We start from the raw sequence: 15,637 nt of genomic DNA, 5'->3' as shown, positions 1-15,637 counted from the left end.
GTCGATCTCAGGGCAGGCATGATAGTCCCATGCAATCCCCGGAGCGGATCGGCCGCTACCGCCTCGAACGGCCCTTGGGCAGCGGCGCCTTCGGCACCGTATGGCTCGCCCACGACGATGTACTGCAGGCCCCGGTGGCCGTCAAGGTGCTCGCCGACAACTGGTCGCACCGGCTCGACATCCGCGACCGGTTCCTGTCCGAGGCGCGGCTGCTGCGCAAGGCCGACTCCAACCGGGTGGTGCAGGTCTACGACATCGGGGAACTGCCGGACGGCAGGCCGTACTTCGTGATGGAGTACGCCGACGCCGGCACCCTCGCCGACCGGCTGGCCACGGGGCCGCTGCCGGTGCCCGAGGCGCTGCGGCTGACGGCGCTGGCCGCCCGGAGCGCGGCGGCCCTGCACGAGGCGGGCATCGTGCACCGGGACATCAAGCCGAGCAACATCCTGCTGCGCACGGCGCCGGGGGGCGTCCATCGCGTGCTGCTCGCCGACCTGGGGCTGGCCAAGAGCCTGGCGCAGGCCTCGGGGCTCACCCTGGCCGCCGGTTCGGCCGGGTACCAGCCCCCGGAGCAGGCGCAGCCCGGTGCGGGCCTCGACGCGCGGGCCGACGTCTACAGCCTGGGCGCGGTCGGCTACGAACTGGTCACCGGTACCGTGCCGGGCGCCCCGGGGCGGGTCGTCGGGCCGGAGCGGCTGCGTCCGGATCTCGGCGACGGCGTCCGGCGGGCGCTGATGCGCGCCCTGGAGCCGGACCGGGAGCGGCGCTGGCCGGGTGCGGAGGTGTTCGCGGCAGAGCTGGACCGGCTGTCCGCGGCCGTGTCCTCGGTCCAACCCCGCAGGAGGCTCGACCCGGTCCGCAAGCGGCTGAACACCGTCACGCTCGTCGTGGCCGCGGTCCTGGCCGGCACGGCCGCGGCGGTCACGGTCACGCTGCTGAACCGGGACTCCCCGGCCAAGTCGGTGCGGGTCGCGGACTCCACCGGCCGGGTCTCGGCGCAGGTGCCCGCGGGCTGGGGAGGTCAACTGCGCGGCTCCGGCTGGAATCCGAAGGCCCTGGGCCTGACGTCCGGGCACCAGCCGGGGCTGGAGGTCGCCGACGACCTGTCGAAGTGGCCGGACCTCAAGGCCGCGGTCAACGGCGTGTTCATCGGGCTGAGCGAGCACGGCGACGTCACCGCCCGGGTGAACGCCCTCGCCCACTCCGGCTGCCACTACGACGGCGCCCGCGCCTTCACGAGCGCCGACTGGCACGGCCGGGTCCGCACCTGGACCGACTGCCCGGACGGCGGCACGATCACCGAGACCGCGCTCGACCCGGCGGACGGTGGCACGCAGCCACAGGTGTACGTGCAGGTGCGCCGGCACGGGAGCGGCGACGCGACCGAGGGCATACTTCGCTCGCTCCGGGTCACCTGACAGCGAGCGAGGCAAAAGAACGGCGAGCACGGTAAAAGAAGCATGCGGACCGCGAACCTTTCCGGTGGCCCGCGCATCGAAGACCCATGACGGCGCGCACGGCGCCGCGGGCACGCGCCTCGCGCGTGCCGTGAAGATCCAGGAGTGTTGACAGACATGGTGCACACACCCCGGTCCTTGCAGCGCGCGACAGTGCTGGCGGGCGCGGTCGCCGTACTGGGCCTCCTGACCGCCTGCGGCAGTTCCAAGGACCAGACCCAGCCCTCGAAGACGGTGTCGGGCACGGCGGGGCCCGCGACCGAGGGCTCGGCGGCCTCCTCCGCGCCCGGGTCCGACACCGGCTCGGCCCCGACCGGTGCGCCGGCATCCGCCGCCCCGACGGCGACCGGCTCCACGCACGGCGGTACGGCCACCGCCGCCACCGGCGCGCGCTGCCACACCTCCGAGCTGTCCGCGTCCGTGGGCCGCAACGACCCGGGCGCCGGTCAGGAGAACTTCCCGATCGTGCTCACCAACAAGTCGGCCCGCACCTGCACCCTGCGCGGCTACCCCGGTGCCGCGTTCGTGAACGCCTCCGGCACCCAGCTCGGCCCGGACCCCAAGCGCTCCTCCGGTACGCCGGCGACGGTCACCCTGAAGCCCGGTCAGAGCGCCTGGGCGGGGCTGACCTTCTCCAATCCGGAGATCAGCGGAGCGAAGACGGCGACCCCTGCCGCGCTGCTGGTCACCCCGCCGGACGAGCGGGACTCGCTGAAGGCGACGTGGACGGCGGGCGAGGTGCCCGTGTCCGGGAACGCCTCCTCCGTCTTCCTGACGGTCATCAGCCCCGGTACCGGCGCCTAGGACCGTTCCGCCCCTGCCCCACCCCGACCCGGACCCCGCTGCTTCTCCCCCGACAGCGGGGTTCGTCATGTCGGGGTCCGTAATGGCGAGTTCCCTCATGGCGGGGTTCGTCATGGCGGGGTTCGTCATCGCTCCGCCACGAGTGTCACAGGACGGCAACAGGCCCCGGCCGCTCCGATCTTTCCGCCGTACCCGCCCATCGAACCCGTCGATCGAACAGCGAGGAGGCTCCGCCCGGAGCCGCGACGAGGAAATCGGGGACGAACATGAGCGGCATCTCACGCAGGCGGCTGCTGACCACGGGGGCGACGGCGGGGGCCCTGGGCGCCCTCTCGGCCTGCTCGGCCGGGGGCTGGACCGTGGGCGGTGACGGCGGCTCGGGGAACAGCCGTGGGGACGCCAAGGACGGCAAGCAGGCCCGGCCCGTGAAACTCATCGGCGACGGCTCCACCGCGAACACCGGCGCCCAGCCGAAGCAGCCGAAGGCCACGCGGCTGAAGGCGGGGGAACGGCCGCCGCAGTTCGTGGTGTTCTCCTGGGACGGCGCGGGCGAGATCAGCAACAAGCTCTTCTCACGGTTCCGCAAGGTGGCCTCCGACCACGGCGCCTCGATGACCTTCTTCCTCAGCGGCATCTACACGCTGCCGGAGTCCAAGAAGAGCCTGTACCGTCCGCCGCAGCACCCGGTCGGCGCCTCCGACATCGGCTACCTCGCGGACCGGCACATCCACGCCACCATCCAGCAGGTGCGGGAGGCCTGGCTGGAGGGCCACGAGATCGGCACCCACTTCAACGGGCACTTCTGCGGCGCGAACGGCGTGCGCAACTGGTCGCCCGAAGAGTGGCGCAGCGAGATCGAACAGGCAGTCGACTTCGTCACGAAGTGGAAGACGAACACCGGCTTCACCGACCTGGACCCGCTGCCGTTCGACTACCGCAAGGAGCTGATCGGCGGCCGCACCCCCTGTCTGGAGGGCCAGGCGAACCTGCTGCCCACCGCGGCCGCGCTCGGCTGGAAGTACGACGCCAGCTCCCCCGGCGGGCTGCAGATCTGGCCGGGCAAGGTGCAGGGCGGCCGGATCTGGGACTTCCCGTTGCAGTCCATACCCTTCTCCGGTCATTCCTTCCAGGTGCTGTCGATGGACTACAACATGATGTACAACCAGTCCGCCGGAAACCCCCTCGGCGACAGCGGCCAGTTCGACGCCTGGCGCACTCAGGCCCGGGACACCTACCTGAACGGGTTCCAGCGCGCCTACGAGAGCAACCGCGCTCCCTTCTTCATCGGCAACCACTTCGAGCGCTGGAACGGCGGCATCTACATGGACGCCGTCGAGGAGGCCATCGGCCGCATGGCCGAGCACGACGACGTCCGCTTCGTCTCCTTCAAGCAGCTCGTGAAGTGGCTGGAGGCACAGGATCCTGCCGTGCTCCGCAAGCTGCGCACGCTGAACCCCGGGCAGTCCCCCACGGGCGGCTGGGAGGAGTTCCTGGGCGCGACGGGCGCGACGGATGCGACGGGCGCGTCCTCCTCGTAACCGGCTCGCGGCCAGGGCCCTGCCCGTCGCTCTGCCCGTCGCCCTGCTCGTGCCGTCCCGGGACGGCACGGGCCGGCCCGGGAGGCAACGATGGCCGCTCGGCCCCTCAGCGGACGCGGTGTCCGGTGCCCGGGCCGTAGCCGCCGGTGCCGGGACCGTTGTTCCAGTCGCCGTAGTGGCCGTCCGGGGAGCAGTAGTACGGGTAGGAGGAGCAGGTGTCGGCCTTGCCGGAGGCCGTCGGCGTCGGCTGCGGTGCCGCGCTGGTCGCCGAGGGGGTGGGCGTCGGGGACGGTGTCCTCGCCGCCTTCGGGGTGGCCCCGGCCGTGGCCGCCGACGACGGCGTGCTGTCGGCGTCCCAGTTGACCACCTCCATCTGGAGGTCGGGCTTGGACGTGTCGATCACCCAGCGCTGGGCCGCGGAGTTCGTGCGGGTCTTGAGGACGAGGGCGCCCGCGCCGTCGGTGGCGGCGGGGGCGAGGGCCAGTTCCTGGTTCCAGCGGGGCACCAGCGCGCCCTGGAGGGTGAAGTCGTAGCGAACACTCTTCTCGCTCGCCCCGGACGCGGCCGTGCAGGGGGCGAGCTGCACCGAGTAGCCGAGGTGGGAGTCGAGGCACAGGTCGGGGGCGGCGGCATTGCGCAGCATTCCGTCGGTCTCGTACGTCCACCGCTGGCTCGCGGCCGAGGAGCACTCGGCGAGCTCGGTCTCCGCGCCCTTGACGGCCTTCGCGCCGACGACGCCGATGCACAGCCCGGACCCGACGTTGTGCAGCCGGCCGCTCAGGGTGCCCTGGGACGTCTCGTTCCCGACCCAGGAGGGCCCCGACGTCGACGAGCCGGAACCCGGCGCCTTGGAGGACTTGCCGTCGGCGGCCGGGGCGGAACCGCCGCCGGAGGAGAGGACGGACCACAGGACCAACGGCACGACGACCAGTCCGCTCACGGTCGCCACGGCCAGAGCCAGGTTCCGGCGGCGGGCGCGCCGGGCCGCCCGGAACGCGGAGCGGCGGGAGCGGATGCCGTCCGCGGGAGCGGAGCGGCGGGCGTCGGTGCGGGATCCCGGCGCGGCACGGCGCGAACCGGTGCGCGATCCGGGGGCCGGGTGGCCGGGGGCGTCTCCCTGGGCGGGGACGGGGGCCTCGGCGGCGAGGGCCTCGCTCACGGTGACGGCCGTGGCGGTGAACGCCTCGCCTCCGGCCGGTGGCGCGGCCGGCGCCTGCGGGGGCTCCGGTTCGGCGGTCCCGGTCTCCTCCTCGGTCAGTCCCGCCCGCGACTCCACGTAGGCCTGAGCGCCCCAGCCGAGGACGGCCTCGGCCAGGGCGACGCCGAGGAATCCGTTGAACTGGGCGAGCTGGTCGGCGGTCTGGCAGCAGTGCGCACAGCCGTTCAGATGCTCCTGGAGGTCCGGGTCGACGGCGACGTCGCCGCGCCGGAAGGTCACGTCCAGCATCCGGATGTAGCGCAGACACTCGTCCTCGGAGGCGAGTTCGCGGTGGGCCTGGAGGCACTCCTCGCGCAGCCGCTCGCGGGCGCGCCGGAGTTCGGCGTGGGCGCCCTGCTCGTCCAGGCCGAGCAGTCCCGCCGGTATCGCAAGCGGTTCGCACTCGACCTCGGTGTGCCACAGCACGGCGCGGGAGGACTGGGGCAGGCGCTGGAACGCCCGGGACAGCAGGCGGCGGTCGGAGGGCGGCAGGAGCCGGGCGGCCGCACGCTCCCCGGCACCGGCGCCGGACAGGAGCGCGGGGTGCAGCAGTTCCTGGCGGCCGTCGCTGTCCCACTCCGCCGCGATGCGCCGCACGGTGATCAGCAGGTGGGACCGCCAGGCGGAGGTCGGGCCCGCCTGGCGGAGCGACTCGCCGAAGAGCCTCGTGAACGCCGCGGTGGTGAGCATCCCGGCCGCGCGCGGTCCGTCGGTGCACAGTCGGGCGTAGGCGAAGGCCGCTTCCCAGTGCCGGTCGAGGAGTTCGCCCACGGGATGGAGCGCGGGCGTCGTGCCCGTCCACTGCTTCAGCTCGGCACTCAGCTGCTCGTCCGTGACGTCGAACGGCCGCACAGGGCTCGGGGAATTCGACGGACGTGCGTGATTCACAGCTGCATTCCTCCCAGACGCAACACGGGATTTAGTCCATACCAATGAGTATGTCGCCGCACGGAGTTTACCCGTCCGGCGTTCGGCATCTCGAACATCCGCCTTCGGCAGCTCTTTTGAAGCGTGGGGGGTGTCCGGAGCGGCCTGGTGCGCGCAGCGGGAAAGGTAATTGTCCGCGCACCGACAGCGCACACTTTCGCACAGGCTCGCACGCCGCAACAAGGGAACCAGCGGTTTTGGCATTGCTCCGCCTTCCGGGGCAATTGACAAAACGTCAATTGGTCCCGGCGGTGAGTAGACATCACTCCGGTTGAAGTGGAACCGGCGGGGAAATCCGGACGATGGCACGGCCTGGCTCGGCTGTCCGAGGCAGGACAGGGACAAGAGACCGGAGGGTGGACACATGACGGCCACGGACAACGGTGCCGCCGGCGCACCAGTGCCCCCGCAGGCCATGCGGCGGCAGTTCGAGGAGGCGGGCTCGGTGATCGTGCGCGGGCTGTTCGGGTACGACGAGATCGACCGGCTGTGCGCCGAGTTCGCGGAGTTGCGCGCGTCCGGCCCCGTGCCCGGGCACTTCGAGCCTCTGACGCCGCGGGGCGACGGCCCGGCAGACCCGCTGCACACCCATCCGCGGGTGATGCAGCCGCACGAGATCAGCGCGGCCGCCCGGGACCTCCTCCTGGACGCGCGACTGCGAACGGTGCTGGAGGGTCTGCTGGGAGAGGAGGTGCTGGCCGCGCAGAGCATGTTCTACTTCAAGCCGCCGGGCGCCCGCGGCCAGGCCCTGCACCAGGACAACTTCTATCTGCGGGTCGAGCCGGGCACGTGCGTGGCCGCCTGGGTCGCCTGCGACGCGATCGACCGGGACAACGGCGGTCTCGAAGTCGTCCCCGGCACCCACCGGATGGACCTGTTCTGCCCCGAAGAGGCCGACGTAGAGCGGTCGTTCACCCGGGAGTACGTGCCCCCGCCGCCCGGCCTGACGGCCGTACCCGTCGACATGGCACCGGGCGACGTGCTGTTCTTCAACGGCAGCCTGGTGCACGGCTCGGGGCCGAACCGCAGCGCCGACCGCTTCCGCCGTTCCTTCATCGGCCACTACGTCGGCCGCTCCACGCGGCGCATCGGCCGCTACTACCGGACGCTGTCCATGTCCGGCGACCGTGTACCGCTCCCGGAGAGCGAGGGCGCCGGTCCGTGCGGCACGGAGTTCGCGCCGCACGGACCCCACTGACCGCTCCGCGGGTCATGCCGTCCTTCGACTCCGGGTCGTTCGTGGCTGGTCGCGCACTTCAGTGGCCGCTGATGGCGTGCGGGGTGTAGGGCTGCTCCAGTTCCTCGATCTCCTTCTCGCTCAGTTCGAGTTCCACGGCGGCCACCGCGTCCTCGATGTGCTGCGGCTTGGAGGCACCGACGATCGGCGCGACCACCGTGTCCTGGTGGAGCAGCCAGGCGAGGGCGACCTGGGCGCGCGGGACGCCCCGGTCGCCGGCGATGCGGGTGACGGCCTCGACGATCGCGTGGTCGCCCTCCAGGTAGAGGCGGCCGCCGAAGTTGTCGTTCGCGCTGCGCTCGGTGACGGTGCCCCAGTCGCGGGTCAGGCGGCCGCGGGCGAGCGGGCTCCACGGCAGCACGCCGACGCCCTGGTCCGCGCAGAGCGGCAGCATCTCGCGCTCCTCCTCGCGGTAGAGGAGGTTGTAGTGGTCCTGCATGGACACGAACTTGGTCCAGCCGTGCCGCTCGGCGGTGTACTGGGCCTTGGAGAACTCCCAGGCGTACATCGAACTGGCCCCGATGTAACGGACCTTGCCCGCCTTGACCAGGTCGTGCAGCGCCTCCATCGTCTCCTCGACCGGCGTGGCATGGTCGTAGCGGTGGATCTGATAGAGGTCCACGTAGTCGGTGCCGAGGCGGCGCAGGCTGTGGTCGATCTCCGACATGATCGCCTTGCGGGACAGCCCGCCCCCGTTCGGCCCCGGGCGCATCCGCCCGTGCACCTTGGTGGCGAGCACGATGTCGTCGCGGTCGGCGAAGTCGCGCAGCGCCTTCCCCACGATCTCCTCGCTGGTGCCGTCCGAGTAGACGTTGGCCGTGTCGAAGAAGTTGATGCCCGCGTCCAGCGCCTGCCGGATCAGCGGGCGTGACGCCTCCTCGTCGAGGGTCCATTCGTGGACGCCGCGGTCGGGCAGGCCGTAGGTCATGCAGCCCAGACAGATCCGCGACACGTCCAGGCCCGTCGAACCGAGCTTCACATACTGCATCGTTGCTGCTCCTGCCTTCGGGTCGGTCATCACCTGGGAGCGTACGTCGTCGTACGGGCCCTCACTTGTCGTCGTGCGAGCCCCACTTGACGGCGGCGGTGTGCGGACGATTTGATCCTGATCACGTGCCCATGCCCAGCACGGGCACGCAGAGGTGCGCCCAGCCGGTAACGGACACGTTCTCAGTCCGGCCCAAGTCGCCAGGACCGCCGCGCCGGTCCGAGGCGGGGTCGTACCCGCGATTGATGGAGCGGACATGCCCGTCAAGGGTGTTTCCCGCGTCGGAGGTCCCGGGACGGCCGTCGGCGCTGTCGTGCTTGCCGTCGCGATGGCCGTGGGGCTGACGGGATGCGGATCGAGCGGCCCTTCGCGGGCGGACCGGCCGAAGTCGTCGCGGAGCGCCTCCCCGGACGTGCGGCTCCCGCCGCGGCACGCCGGTTTCGACTACCAGATCGGTGGCGCCTATCCCCCGCCGCAGGGGGTTCGCATCGTCAGCCGCGACCGTTCGTCGTCCCCCGCGCGCGGCCTGTACAACATCTGCTATGTCAACGCCTTCCAGGCACAGCCGCAGGAACGCGCCTCCTGGCCCGCCGACCTGCTGCTGCGCGACGCCGACGGCGAGGTGGTCGTCGACAAGGACTGGAACGAGGCGCTGCTCGACATCCGCACCCCGGCCGGGCGCGAGCGCGTGGCGAAGCGGGTCGGCCGCTGGATCGACGAGTGCGCCGACAAGGGCTTCGACGCCGTCGAGCCGGACAACTACGACAGCTACACCCGCTCCCGGCACCTGCTGACCGCCGACGACGCGACCGCGTTCATCGCTCTGCTCTCCCGGCACGCGCACGCCCGGCACCTGGCCATCGGCCAGAAGAACACGCCGGAACTGGCCGGCGTCCGGAGGAAGGCCGGGCTGGACTTCGCCGTGGCCGAGGAGTGCGGCCAGTACGACGAGTGCGGCACCTACGCCAAGGCGTTCGACGACCGGGTGGTCGTCATCGAGTACTCGGAGGAGGGCCTGCGCCGGGCCGTCGCGGGGTTCGGCGGCAGGCTGAGCATCGTGCGCCGGGACCGCATGGTCTCGACGCCGGGCAGCGCCGGGTACGTGCGCGAGGTGCGGCCGTGACCGCGCCCCGTCCGCGGCCGGTCCGTCACCAGTGGCGCTCCAGCAGGTCCAGGGCGTCCGCCCACGGGAACTTGGGCCGCCTGCCGTACTCGTCGGGCTCACCGGAGTAGGGCTCGCCGAACCGGACGCCCATCCCGCGCAGCCGTATGAGGCTGTCCTGGTAGGCGGGATGGGCGGCGAGCGCGTCCGCCACGCACGGCAGGGCAACGGTCGGGACGCCCACGCCGTAGGCCTCGCAGAGGGTGCCCAGGGCGAGGGTGTCGGCGACCCCGGCCGCCCACTTGTTGACGGTGTTGAAGGTGGCGGGCGCGACCACCACGGCGTCGGGCGGCGGGAAGGGACGCGGATCGGCCGGGGTCCGCCAGGCGGAGCGGACGGGGCGGCCGGTCTGCGCCTCGACGGCGGCGGCGTCGAAGAACCCGCCCATGGCGACCGGCGTCGCTATGACCCCGACCTCCCAGTCCCGCTCCTGCGCGGCGGTGATCAGTTCGCTGACGCCCGCGGCGACCCCGGCGGCGCACACGACGAGGTAGAGGAAGGGTTTCCCGGCCTGTTCGGTCATCCGGGAACCCTACTCGCACGGGAAGGACAGCCCTCGCGGGTGGAGGACCAGGTGCGCGCGCACAAGCGGGCGTTCCGGGAGTACCTCACCGCTCCGGTGACCCGCGCGGGGCTGCCCGCCGCACTGACCGGCCCCCTGTTCCTGCCGGCCGAGGGGGCCATGGTCACGGCGGGCGTCGACCGGAGCACGATGCCGACGGCCGAGGCCCGCGAGGGGCGCGGACGCTGCCGGCGACGGCCGGCTGACGTCAGCCGGCGGCGGCCTCCGCCTCGGTCACCTTGATGGCACCGACCGGGCAGGCGTTGGCCGCGTCCCGCACCATCGGGTCGCCGCCGCCGTCCTCCCGGCCGGGCAGGAGCATGCTGTAGCCGTCGTCGTCCTGGGTGAAGACGCCCGGGGCGGCCAGGGCGCACTGGCCCGCGCCGATACAGGCGTCCCTGTCGATGTCGATGTGCATGGCGCGTTCTGTGTGCATGGCATGAGCCTCTTACCAGTTCACGGGGAGTTCCAGCATCCCCTGGATCGTGTCGCCGGATTTGAACGGAATCTCCTCCGGGGGTGCGGCCAGGCGGAGTCCCGGCAGCCGCTCGAAGAGCGTGCCGAGGGCGATCTCCATCTCGGCGCGGGCCAGGTTCTGGCCGAGGCACTGGTGGACGCCGAAGCCGAAGGCCACGTGGTGGCGGGCCGGGCGGTGCCAGTCCAGGGCGTCGGGCTCGGCGTAGACGGAGTCGTCCCGGTTGATGACGGAGGTCGCGAAGACCACGCCCTCGCCCGTGCGGATCCTCGTCCCGGCCACCTCGATGTCCTCCAGGGCGATCCGGAGCAGCCCGTCGGCGATCGACAGCATCCGCATCAGCTCCTCGACCGCGGCCGGCAGCAGCGCGGGGTCGGCACGGAGTTCGGCCAGCCGCTCGGGGTTCCGCAGGAGCGTGAAGGTGCCGAGGGAGATCATGTTGGCGGTCGTCTCGTGGCCCGCGACCAGCAGGATGATCCCCAGCGAGACGAGCTGCTCACGCTCCAGCTCGCCGTCTCGCAGTCGCTGGTGGACGAGTTCGTCGAGGATGCCGTCGCCCGGCTCCGCCTCCTGGCTCTTGCGGTCGATCAGCCCGCCCAGATAGACCTCCAGCCGGTGGCGCGCGTCCAGTGTGTCGGCGGCCTCCGGGCCGCGCAGCAGGCGGTGCGACTGCTCCTCGAAGAATTCGTGGTCGGCATACGGGACGCCGAGCAGGGCGCAGATCACCATGGACGGCACGGGCAGCGCGAAGGCGCTCACCAGCTCCGCGGGCGGGCCCTGCGCGATCATCGCGTCGATCAGCCCGTCGACGATCCGCTGGATGTCGGGCCGCAGCTCGGCGGCACGCTTGAGGGTGAAGGACGGGATCATCATCCGCCGCTGGGTGCGGTGCTCGGGGTCGTCGACGCCCAGCAGGGCCACCCGGATGGCGCGGGCCGCCGCGAAGCGGGCCGTGGGCATGGGGAAGCCGGGGCGGGTGCGGTCGGTGGACAGGCGGGGGTCGGACAGCAGCGCGCGGGCGGCGGCATGGCCGGTGACCAGCCAGGCCGGCCGGCCGTCGTAGAGGGTGACCCGGGCCAGGGGGCCCTGGTCGCGCAGCGGGTCGTAGCCGGTCGGCGGGTGGTAGGGGCAGGTGCGGTCCTGGGGGAAGGCGACGGGTTCGGTCGGATGGGCCGGGCTCGTGAGTTCCGTCGGTTCCGTCAGTTCCGGCAGTTCCGTCATGGAAGACCTCGCAGACGAAGGGTGCGTGGTGCCGATCATCATTAGATGCCCCGGGCACCTATGGAGCGACGGAAAGTTCGGCCAGATCGGTGATCCACGCGATCTGGCCGGACCTCATGTCCTCGACCGTCGTTTCCACGCCGAAATTCTCTTGCCGACGCCGGGTCGCGGACCGCAGGATCTGCCCATGACCACGACTGACGCCTTCCTGCCGCCGACCTCCGCCGCCGTTGTTGTTCCGGTGCGGGTCCAGCAGCAGCCCGGCCGTCCGCGGAGGCCCGATTCCGCGCGCTCGTGACGGCCGCACTCGTCGCGGGCCTGCTCGCCGGCTACGGCATCGCCGTACCCGTCGGAGCGGTCGCGACCTATCTAGTGTCCCTCACGGCTCGTACGTCCCTTCGGACCGGCGCCTGCGCCGCGCTGGGCGTGGCGAGTGCCGACGGCCTCTACGCCCTGCTCGCCACCGTCGGGGGCACCGCCGTGGCGGCGGTGCTGCGGCCGGTGCTCGGACCGCTGCGCTGGGCCTCGGCCCTGGTGCTGGCCGTGCTGGCGGTGTGGGGCGCGGCCGCCGCACTGCGGCAGTACCGCCTGCACCGGCTCGCCACCCGCCCGGACCGGCCGGTACCCGGCCCGGCACGGGCGTATCTCGGACTTCTCGGTATCACCCTGCTGAACCCCACCACCGTGATCTACTTCGCCGCTCTGGTGCTCGGCACCCGCACCGCGGATGCCGTACGCCCGCTGGAGCAGGGCCTCTTCGTGCTGGGTGCCTTCGCGGCTTCCGCGAGCTGGCAGCTGCTGCTCGCCGGGGGCGGCGCGCTGCTCGGCCACACCCTGACCGGCCACCGCGGACGGCTGGTGACCGCGCTGTTGTCGAGTGGCGTGATCATGGCGCTCGCGGTACGGATGGCGGTGTCACCGGCGTGACCGGCGAGGACCGAAGAGCGGATGATTCGCGCGTGCGCCGGTGTTGAAGGATGCTGCCAGTAAGCCGCAGTACCGACGAGGGGACCAACCTCATGCCTCTTGAGGGCGAGTACGAGCCCAGCCCGACCCAGTGGGTGCGGGAGCAGGTCGAGTTGTACGAGAGCTCTGGCGGCACCAAGGGGACGACACTGCTGGACACGGGGATGCCCGTGATCCTGCTGACGACCCTGGGTGCCAGGAGCGGCAAGATCCGCAAGACACCGCTGATGCGGGTGGAGCACGACGGCCGGTACGCCGTGGTCGCCTCGCAGGGCGGTGCGCCCAAGCATCCGGTCTGGTACTTCAACGTCAAGTCCGAGCCCCGCGTGGAGCTGCAGGACGGGCCGGTCAAGCAGGACATGACGGCCCGTGAGGTGACCGGCCAGGAGAAGGCCGCGTGGTGGGACCGGGCCGTGGCCGCGTATCCGCCGTACGCGGAGTACCAGGAGAAGACCTCCAGGGAGATCCCGGTCTTCGTGCTCGAACCGGCCGACGGCGACTGATTCAGGCCGCGGATCACCGTCTTTCCGGCCGCGGAACCCGGTTTTTTAGAAAAATCTGTTCCGGGGAGGCATGAACCGGCTCCGCTCCGGGCACCCGTGCGTCAGGCCCCGCCGCGTTCCCCCGTCGCGGCGGGGCCCTCCCGTGCCTCGGCCGCCGGGCGGTCCGTGACGTCGAGGAAGATCTTGTCGGCCTCGGGGACGGTACGGGCGACGGAGCGCTTGATCCGTACGGCCGCCTCCTCGACCGTCTCACTGTCCACGCCGGGCACCAGGTCCACCCGGGCCGCCACCAGGGTCGAGTCGAGCCCCAGTTTCATCGTGAACAGCGCCTCCACGCTGTCGATCTCGGGCTGTGCCCGCAGCAGGGCCCGGATCCGGGCGCTCAGCTCGGGGTCGGCGGCCTCGCCGATGAGCTGGTCGCGCGCGTCGCGTCCCAGGCGGTAGGCGACGTACACGAGCAGCAGGCCGATCCCCAGCGTGGCGGAGGCCTCCCAGACCACCTGCCCGGTGACCATGTGCAGGGCCATGCCGGCGATCGCGAGCGTCACGCCGAGCACCGCGGTGGCGTCCTCGGCCACGACCGTGCGCAGAGCCGGATCACGCAGACCGCCGCGGCCGCCGTCCTGCCCGCGCACCTGGTACAGCGCCCGCAGCAGGGAGGCCCCCTCGGCGACCAGCGCGACGCCGAGCACGGCCAGGCCCGCCACATAGCCGCTGAACTTCTCCTCCGTGCCGTTGCGCAGGGCCTCGAAGCCCTGGAAGAAGGAGAAGCAGCCGCCCATGACGAAGATCCCGACGGCCGCGAGGAGCGACCAGAAGAAGCGCTCCTTGCCGTAGCCGAAGGGGTGCCGCTCGTCGGCGGGGCGCCGGCTGCGGCGCAGCGCGGCCAGCAGGAAGACCTCGTTGAGGCTGTCGGCGACCGAGTGCGCCGCCTCCGACAGCAGCGCGGGCGACCCGGCGACGAAGCCGCCGACGGCCTTGGCGACGGCGATGACCAGATTGGCCACGAGCGCCACCAGCACGGTGACCCGCGTCCTGCCGTCGGCCCGGCGATCGGAGGATGTCCCGCTCACGTACACCGACTGCCCCGGACCGGTCCGCTCACACCGCGTGCCGTGGGCCGACGGCCTCCACCGGAGGCCCGGATTCGGCTCAGCCCTGTTCGGGCACCGTGGACGCTCCGAGGCGCGGGGTGAAGCAGCGCCCGGCCGGGTCGTCGTGTCCGCGCTCCGCGTACGGCCCCGCCGCGCCCCTCGCCTCCGGCGGCCGGCTTGCCGACTCCCGGCCGTCCGGTTCAGTCGTCCACCAGCCACTTACCGTCGCGCATCAGTTCACGCCCGTCCAGTTCGTTGGCCTCGCGCCAGGCCTGCACGCGTCGTGGGCGGACCCGGAAGTACAGGTAGCGCGTGGTGAGCCGGCGCGGATCGAAGCCGGTCTCCGCGGCGAAGCGGTCGGCTTCCTCCTCGGGCAGTTCGTCGCAGGCCAAGGGCTCGACGTCGCCCTCGATCATGACGACGTCCCGGGTCGGTCCGACACCGAGCCGTGCGGTGCCGGTCGCCACCAGGTTGCGGCCGGTGGGGGCGGCGGCCGGGGTGGCGAGCAGCAGGGTCTCGCCGTCCCACACGAACGAGAGCGGAACGAGGTAAGGCGCTCCCCCGTCGGCGGCCGCGGTGGCGACCCAGAGATCCTCGTCGTGCTCCAGCCTGCGGAGGGTGTCCTGCTTGCGCTGTTCGGCGGTGCGGGCGGGCGGCGGCGTCATCGGCCTGCGGCCTCCTCGTGGTCGGTGCCATTGATCCGGCTCATTGATCGTGCTCGTTGATCGTGCTCGTTGATCGGTCTCATCGGGATGACGGACGAGCGCGGCCATGTGTGACCGTCAGTCGTTCCTCGCCGCGCCGATCTCCGCCAGCCGGGCCGCCGCCGCGCTCAGCAGCAGTTCCAGGGCGGCCGGGTAGGAGCTCCCCCGCATGGAGGCCACCAGGTGGCGGGCGGTCGCGGCGATGTGCGGGTGGGTGTCGGCGGGCAGCCGGGCGTAGGTCGCCCGCCAGACCTCCGCCTCGGCCTCCCGGGCGGACCTCGGCAGGGACAGGGAGGCGGAGTCCAGCGCGGCGAAGGCCAGGGCCTGGTCGACGAAGGCGTGGTAGATGCGCACCGCCTCGGCGTCGGGGAAGCCGGCGCCGCGCAGTACGCCGAGGATGGCCTCGACGGCCTGGATCTCGTACGCCCGTCCGGTCACCCGGTAGGAGCTGAGCACCGCCGCCCGGGGGTGGGCGAGGGCGCCGTCGTGCATGCGCAGGCCCAGTTCGCGCAGGTCGGCGAGCCAGTCGCCGGTGGGGCGCCAGCTGCGCATGGTGCGGCCGATCAGCTCGTCGGCGACGGCGAGCATCAGGTCGTCGGTGTGCCGGAAGTAGCGGTACAGACTGCTGGGGTCGGCGCCCAGCGCCCGCCCCAGACGGCGCACGGACAGGGCGTCGGCACCGTGCTCCTCGATCAGTCCGAGGGCCGTGGCGACGATCAGTTCCGTGGACAGGACGACGCCCTGCTTCGTGGGACGCCTGCGCTGCCGGGCCGTGGGCGGGACGACGCGTTCGCTCATGGG

General features: G+C 72.2%; 16 protein-coding genes and 1 pseudogene. 9 read left to right on the top strand and 8 right to left on the bottom strand.

Annotated features, from left to right (window positions below):
- Positions 1-29: 29 nt before the first annotated feature.
- The 3 genes from ACIPSA_RS19745 (at position 30) to ACIPSA_RS19735 (ending at position 3,799) form a co-directional block, all read left to right on the top strand.
- Entirely contained in the window at positions 30-1,418 is a 1,389-nt protein-coding gene (locus ACIPSA_RS19745) for a serine/threonine-protein kinase (RefSeq protein WP_402636371.1), read from the top strand.
- A 156-nt stretch (positions 1,419-1,574) separates the two neighbouring features.
- Entirely contained in the window at positions 1,575-2,261 is a 687-nt protein-coding gene (locus tag ACIPSA_RS19740) for a DUF4232 domain-containing protein (protein ID WP_402636368.1), read from the top strand.
- Between the two features lie 266 nt (positions 2,262-2,527).
- Positions 2,528-3,799 carry a hypothetical protein gene (locus tag ACIPSA_RS19735; protein WP_402636365.1) on the top strand — a complete coding sequence of 424 codons (1,272 nt, stop codon included), beginning with the start codon at positions 2,528-2,530 and terminating at the stop codon, positions 3,797-3,799.
- Positions 3,800-3,905: 106 nt separating this feature from the next.
- Here ACIPSA_RS19735 and ACIPSA_RS19730 read toward each other — a convergent pair whose 3' ends face one another.
- The gene (locus ACIPSA_RS19730; protein ID WP_402636363.1) at positions 3,906-5,885 is read right to left on the bottom strand and encodes a ricin-type beta-trefoil lectin domain protein; all 1,980 of its coding nucleotides are present in this window, start codon (positions 5,883-5,885) and stop codon (positions 3,906-3,908) included.
- A gap of 403 nt (positions 5,886-6,288) precedes the next feature.
- Between ACIPSA_RS19730 and ACIPSA_RS19725 the strand changes: the two genes are divergently transcribed.
- The gene (locus ACIPSA_RS19725; protein ID WP_402636360.1) at positions 6,289-7,122 is read left to right on the top strand and encodes a phytanoyl-CoA dioxygenase family protein; all 834 of its coding nucleotides are present in this window, start codon (positions 6,289-6,291) and stop codon (positions 7,120-7,122) included.
- 58 nt (positions 7,123-7,180) lie between these two features.
- On the opposite strand, the gene ACIPSA_RS19720 is transcribed toward ACIPSA_RS19725, so the two are convergent.
- Complete coding sequence (locus tag ACIPSA_RS19720) at positions 7,181-8,149, bottom strand: aldo/keto reductase (RefSeq protein ID WP_402636357.1); 969 nt, start codon at positions 8,147-8,149, stop codon at positions 7,181-7,183.
- A gap of 256 nt (positions 8,150-8,405) precedes the next feature.
- Here ACIPSA_RS19720 and ACIPSA_RS19715 point away from each other — a divergent pair, with 256 nt between their 5' ends.
- Positions 8,406-9,272: an endo alpha-1,4 polygalactosaminidase gene (locus ACIPSA_RS19715; protein WP_402636354.1), complete on the top strand. Its 867-nt coding sequence runs from the start codon at positions 8,406-8,408 to the stop codon at positions 9,270-9,272.
- A 25-nt stretch (positions 9,273-9,297) separates the two neighbouring features.
- On the opposite strand, the gene ACIPSA_RS19710 is transcribed toward ACIPSA_RS19715, so the two are convergent.
- Entirely contained in the window at positions 9,298-9,834 is a 537-nt protein-coding gene (locus ACIPSA_RS19710) for a flavoprotein (protein ID WP_402636352.1), read from the bottom strand.
- Positions 9,835-9,870: 36 nt separating this feature from the next.
- Between ACIPSA_RS19710 and ACIPSA_RS19705 the strand changes: the two are divergent.
- A pseudogene (locus ACIPSA_RS19705) lies at positions 9,871-10,116 on the top strand (TetR/AcrR family transcriptional regulator); the annotation flags it as partial.
- On the opposite strand, the gene ACIPSA_RS19700 reads toward ACIPSA_RS19705, so the two are convergent.
- Both ACIPSA_RS19700 and ACIPSA_RS19695 read right to left on the bottom strand, forming a co-directional pair.
- Positions 10,082-10,291, bottom strand: a complete 210-nt coding sequence (locus tag ACIPSA_RS19700) for a ferredoxin (protein ID WP_402636702.1) — start codon at positions 10,289-10,291, stop codon at positions 10,082-10,084. The pseudogene ACIPSA_RS19705 and the gene ACIPSA_RS19700 sit on opposite strands and share 35 nt — an antisense overlap.
- A 30-nt stretch (positions 10,292-10,321) precedes the next feature.
- On the bottom strand, positions 10,322-11,569 hold the full coding sequence (locus ACIPSA_RS19695) for a cytochrome P450 (RefSeq protein WP_402636349.1): 1,248 nt from the start codon (positions 11,567-11,569) through the stop codon (positions 10,322-10,324).
- Here ACIPSA_RS19695 and ACIPSA_RS19690 point away from each other — a divergent pair.
- From ACIPSA_RS19690 to ACIPSA_RS19680, 3 genes are all read left to right on the top strand, one after another.
- A complete protein-coding gene (locus ACIPSA_RS19690; protein ID WP_402636346.1) occupies positions 11,568-11,867 on the top strand; it encodes a hypothetical protein in 300 nt (99 codons plus the stop codon). The two genes, ACIPSA_RS19695 and ACIPSA_RS19690, sit on opposite strands and share 2 nt — an antisense overlap.
- Complete coding sequence (locus tag ACIPSA_RS19685) at positions 11,864-12,496, top strand: LysE family transporter (RefSeq protein ID WP_402636343.1); 633 nt, start codon at positions 11,864-11,866, stop codon at positions 12,494-12,496. The genes ACIPSA_RS19690 and ACIPSA_RS19685 overlap by 4 nt, the downstream gene beginning before the upstream one ends.
- Positions 12,497-12,588: 92 nt before the next feature.
- Positions 12,589-13,038, top strand: a complete 450-nt coding sequence (locus ACIPSA_RS19680; RefSeq protein ID WP_402636340.1) for a nitroreductase family deazaflavin-dependent oxidoreductase — start codon at positions 12,589-12,591, stop codon at positions 13,036-13,038.
- A gap of 101 nt (positions 13,039-13,139) precedes the next feature.
- Here the strand turns inward: ACIPSA_RS19680 and ACIPSA_RS19675 are convergent, their stop codons facing one another.
- The 3 genes from ACIPSA_RS19675 to ACIPSA_RS19665 all read right to left on the bottom strand — a co-directional run bounded on the left by ACIPSA_RS19675 (position 13,140) and on the right by ACIPSA_RS19665 (position 15,634).
- Positions 13,140-14,111 (bottom strand): cation diffusion facilitator family transporter, encoded by a 972-nt coding sequence (locus tag ACIPSA_RS19675; protein WP_402636337.1) that lies wholly within the window; start codon positions 14,109-14,111, stop codon positions 13,140-13,142.
- Between the two features lie 221 nt (positions 14,112-14,332).
- Positions 14,333-14,797 (bottom strand): pyridoxamine 5'-phosphate oxidase family protein, encoded by a 465-nt coding sequence (locus tag ACIPSA_RS19670; protein ID WP_402636333.1) that lies wholly within the window; start codon positions 14,795-14,797, stop codon positions 14,333-14,335.
- Between the two features lie 117 nt (positions 14,798-14,914).
- A complete protein-coding gene (locus ACIPSA_RS19665; RefSeq protein ID WP_402636331.1) occupies positions 14,915-15,634 on the bottom strand; it encodes a TetR/AcrR family transcriptional regulator in 720 nt (239 codons plus the stop codon).
- Positions 15,635-15,637 lie beyond the last annotated feature (3 nt).

This window comes from Streptomyces sp. NPDC086549 (assembly GCF_044746205.1).
Taxonomy (GTDB): domain Bacteria; phylum Actinomycetota; class Actinomycetes; order Streptomycetales; family Streptomycetaceae; genus Streptomyces.
This window is presented reverse-complemented; position numbering and strand designations above follow the sequence as displayed.

Excerpts from the sequence above, each read along its gene's own strand:
- ACIPSA_RS19745 (WP_402636371.1), top strand. The coding sequence starts at position 30 with ATGCAATCCCCGGAGCGGATCGGCCGCTACCGCCTCGAACGGCCCTTG.
- ACIPSA_RS19740 (WP_402636368.1), top strand. The coding sequence starts at position 1,575 with ATGGTGCACACACCCCGGTCCTTGCAGCGCGCGACAGTGCTGGCGGGC.
- ACIPSA_RS19735 (WP_402636365.1), top strand. The coding sequence starts at position 2,528 with ATGAGCGGCATCTCACGCAGGCGGCTGCTGACCACGGGGGCGACGGCG.
- ACIPSA_RS19725 (WP_402636360.1), top strand. The coding sequence starts at position 6,289 with ATGACGGCCACGGACAACGGTGCCGCCGGCGCACCAGTGCCCCCGCAG.
- ACIPSA_RS19720 (WP_402636357.1), bottom strand. The coding sequence starts at position 8,149 with ATGCAGTATGTGAAGCTCGGTTCGACGGGCCTGGACGTGTCGCGGATC.
- ACIPSA_RS19715 (WP_402636354.1), top strand. The coding sequence starts at position 8,406 with ATGCCCGTCAAGGGTGTTTCCCGCGTCGGAGGTCCCGGGACGGCCGTC.
- ACIPSA_RS19710 (WP_402636352.1), bottom strand. The coding sequence starts at position 9,834 with ATGACCGAACAGGCCGGGAAACCCTTCCTCTACCTCGTCGTGTGCGCC.
- ACIPSA_RS19700 (WP_402636702.1), bottom strand. The coding sequence starts at position 10,291 with ATGCACATCGACATCGACAGGGACGCCTGTATCGGCGCGGGCCAGTGC.
- ACIPSA_RS19690 (WP_402636346.1), top strand. The coding sequence starts at position 11,568 with ATGGAAGACCTCGCAGACGAAGGGTGCGTGGTGCCGATCATCATTAGA.
- ACIPSA_RS19695 (WP_402636349.1), bottom strand. The coding sequence starts at position 11,569 with ATGACGGAACTGCCGGAACTGACGGAACCGACGGAACTCACGAGCCCG.
- ACIPSA_RS19680 (WP_402636340.1), top strand. The coding sequence starts at position 12,589 with ATGCCTCTTGAGGGCGAGTACGAGCCCAGCCCGACCCAGTGGGTGCGG.
- ACIPSA_RS19670 (WP_402636333.1), bottom strand. The coding sequence starts at position 14,797 with ATGACGCCGCCGCCCGCCCGCACCGCCGAACAGCGCAAGCAGGACACC.
- ACIPSA_RS19665 (WP_402636331.1), bottom strand. The coding sequence starts at position 15,634 with ATGAGCGAACGCGTCGTCCCGCCCACGGCCCGGCAGCGCAGGCGTCCC.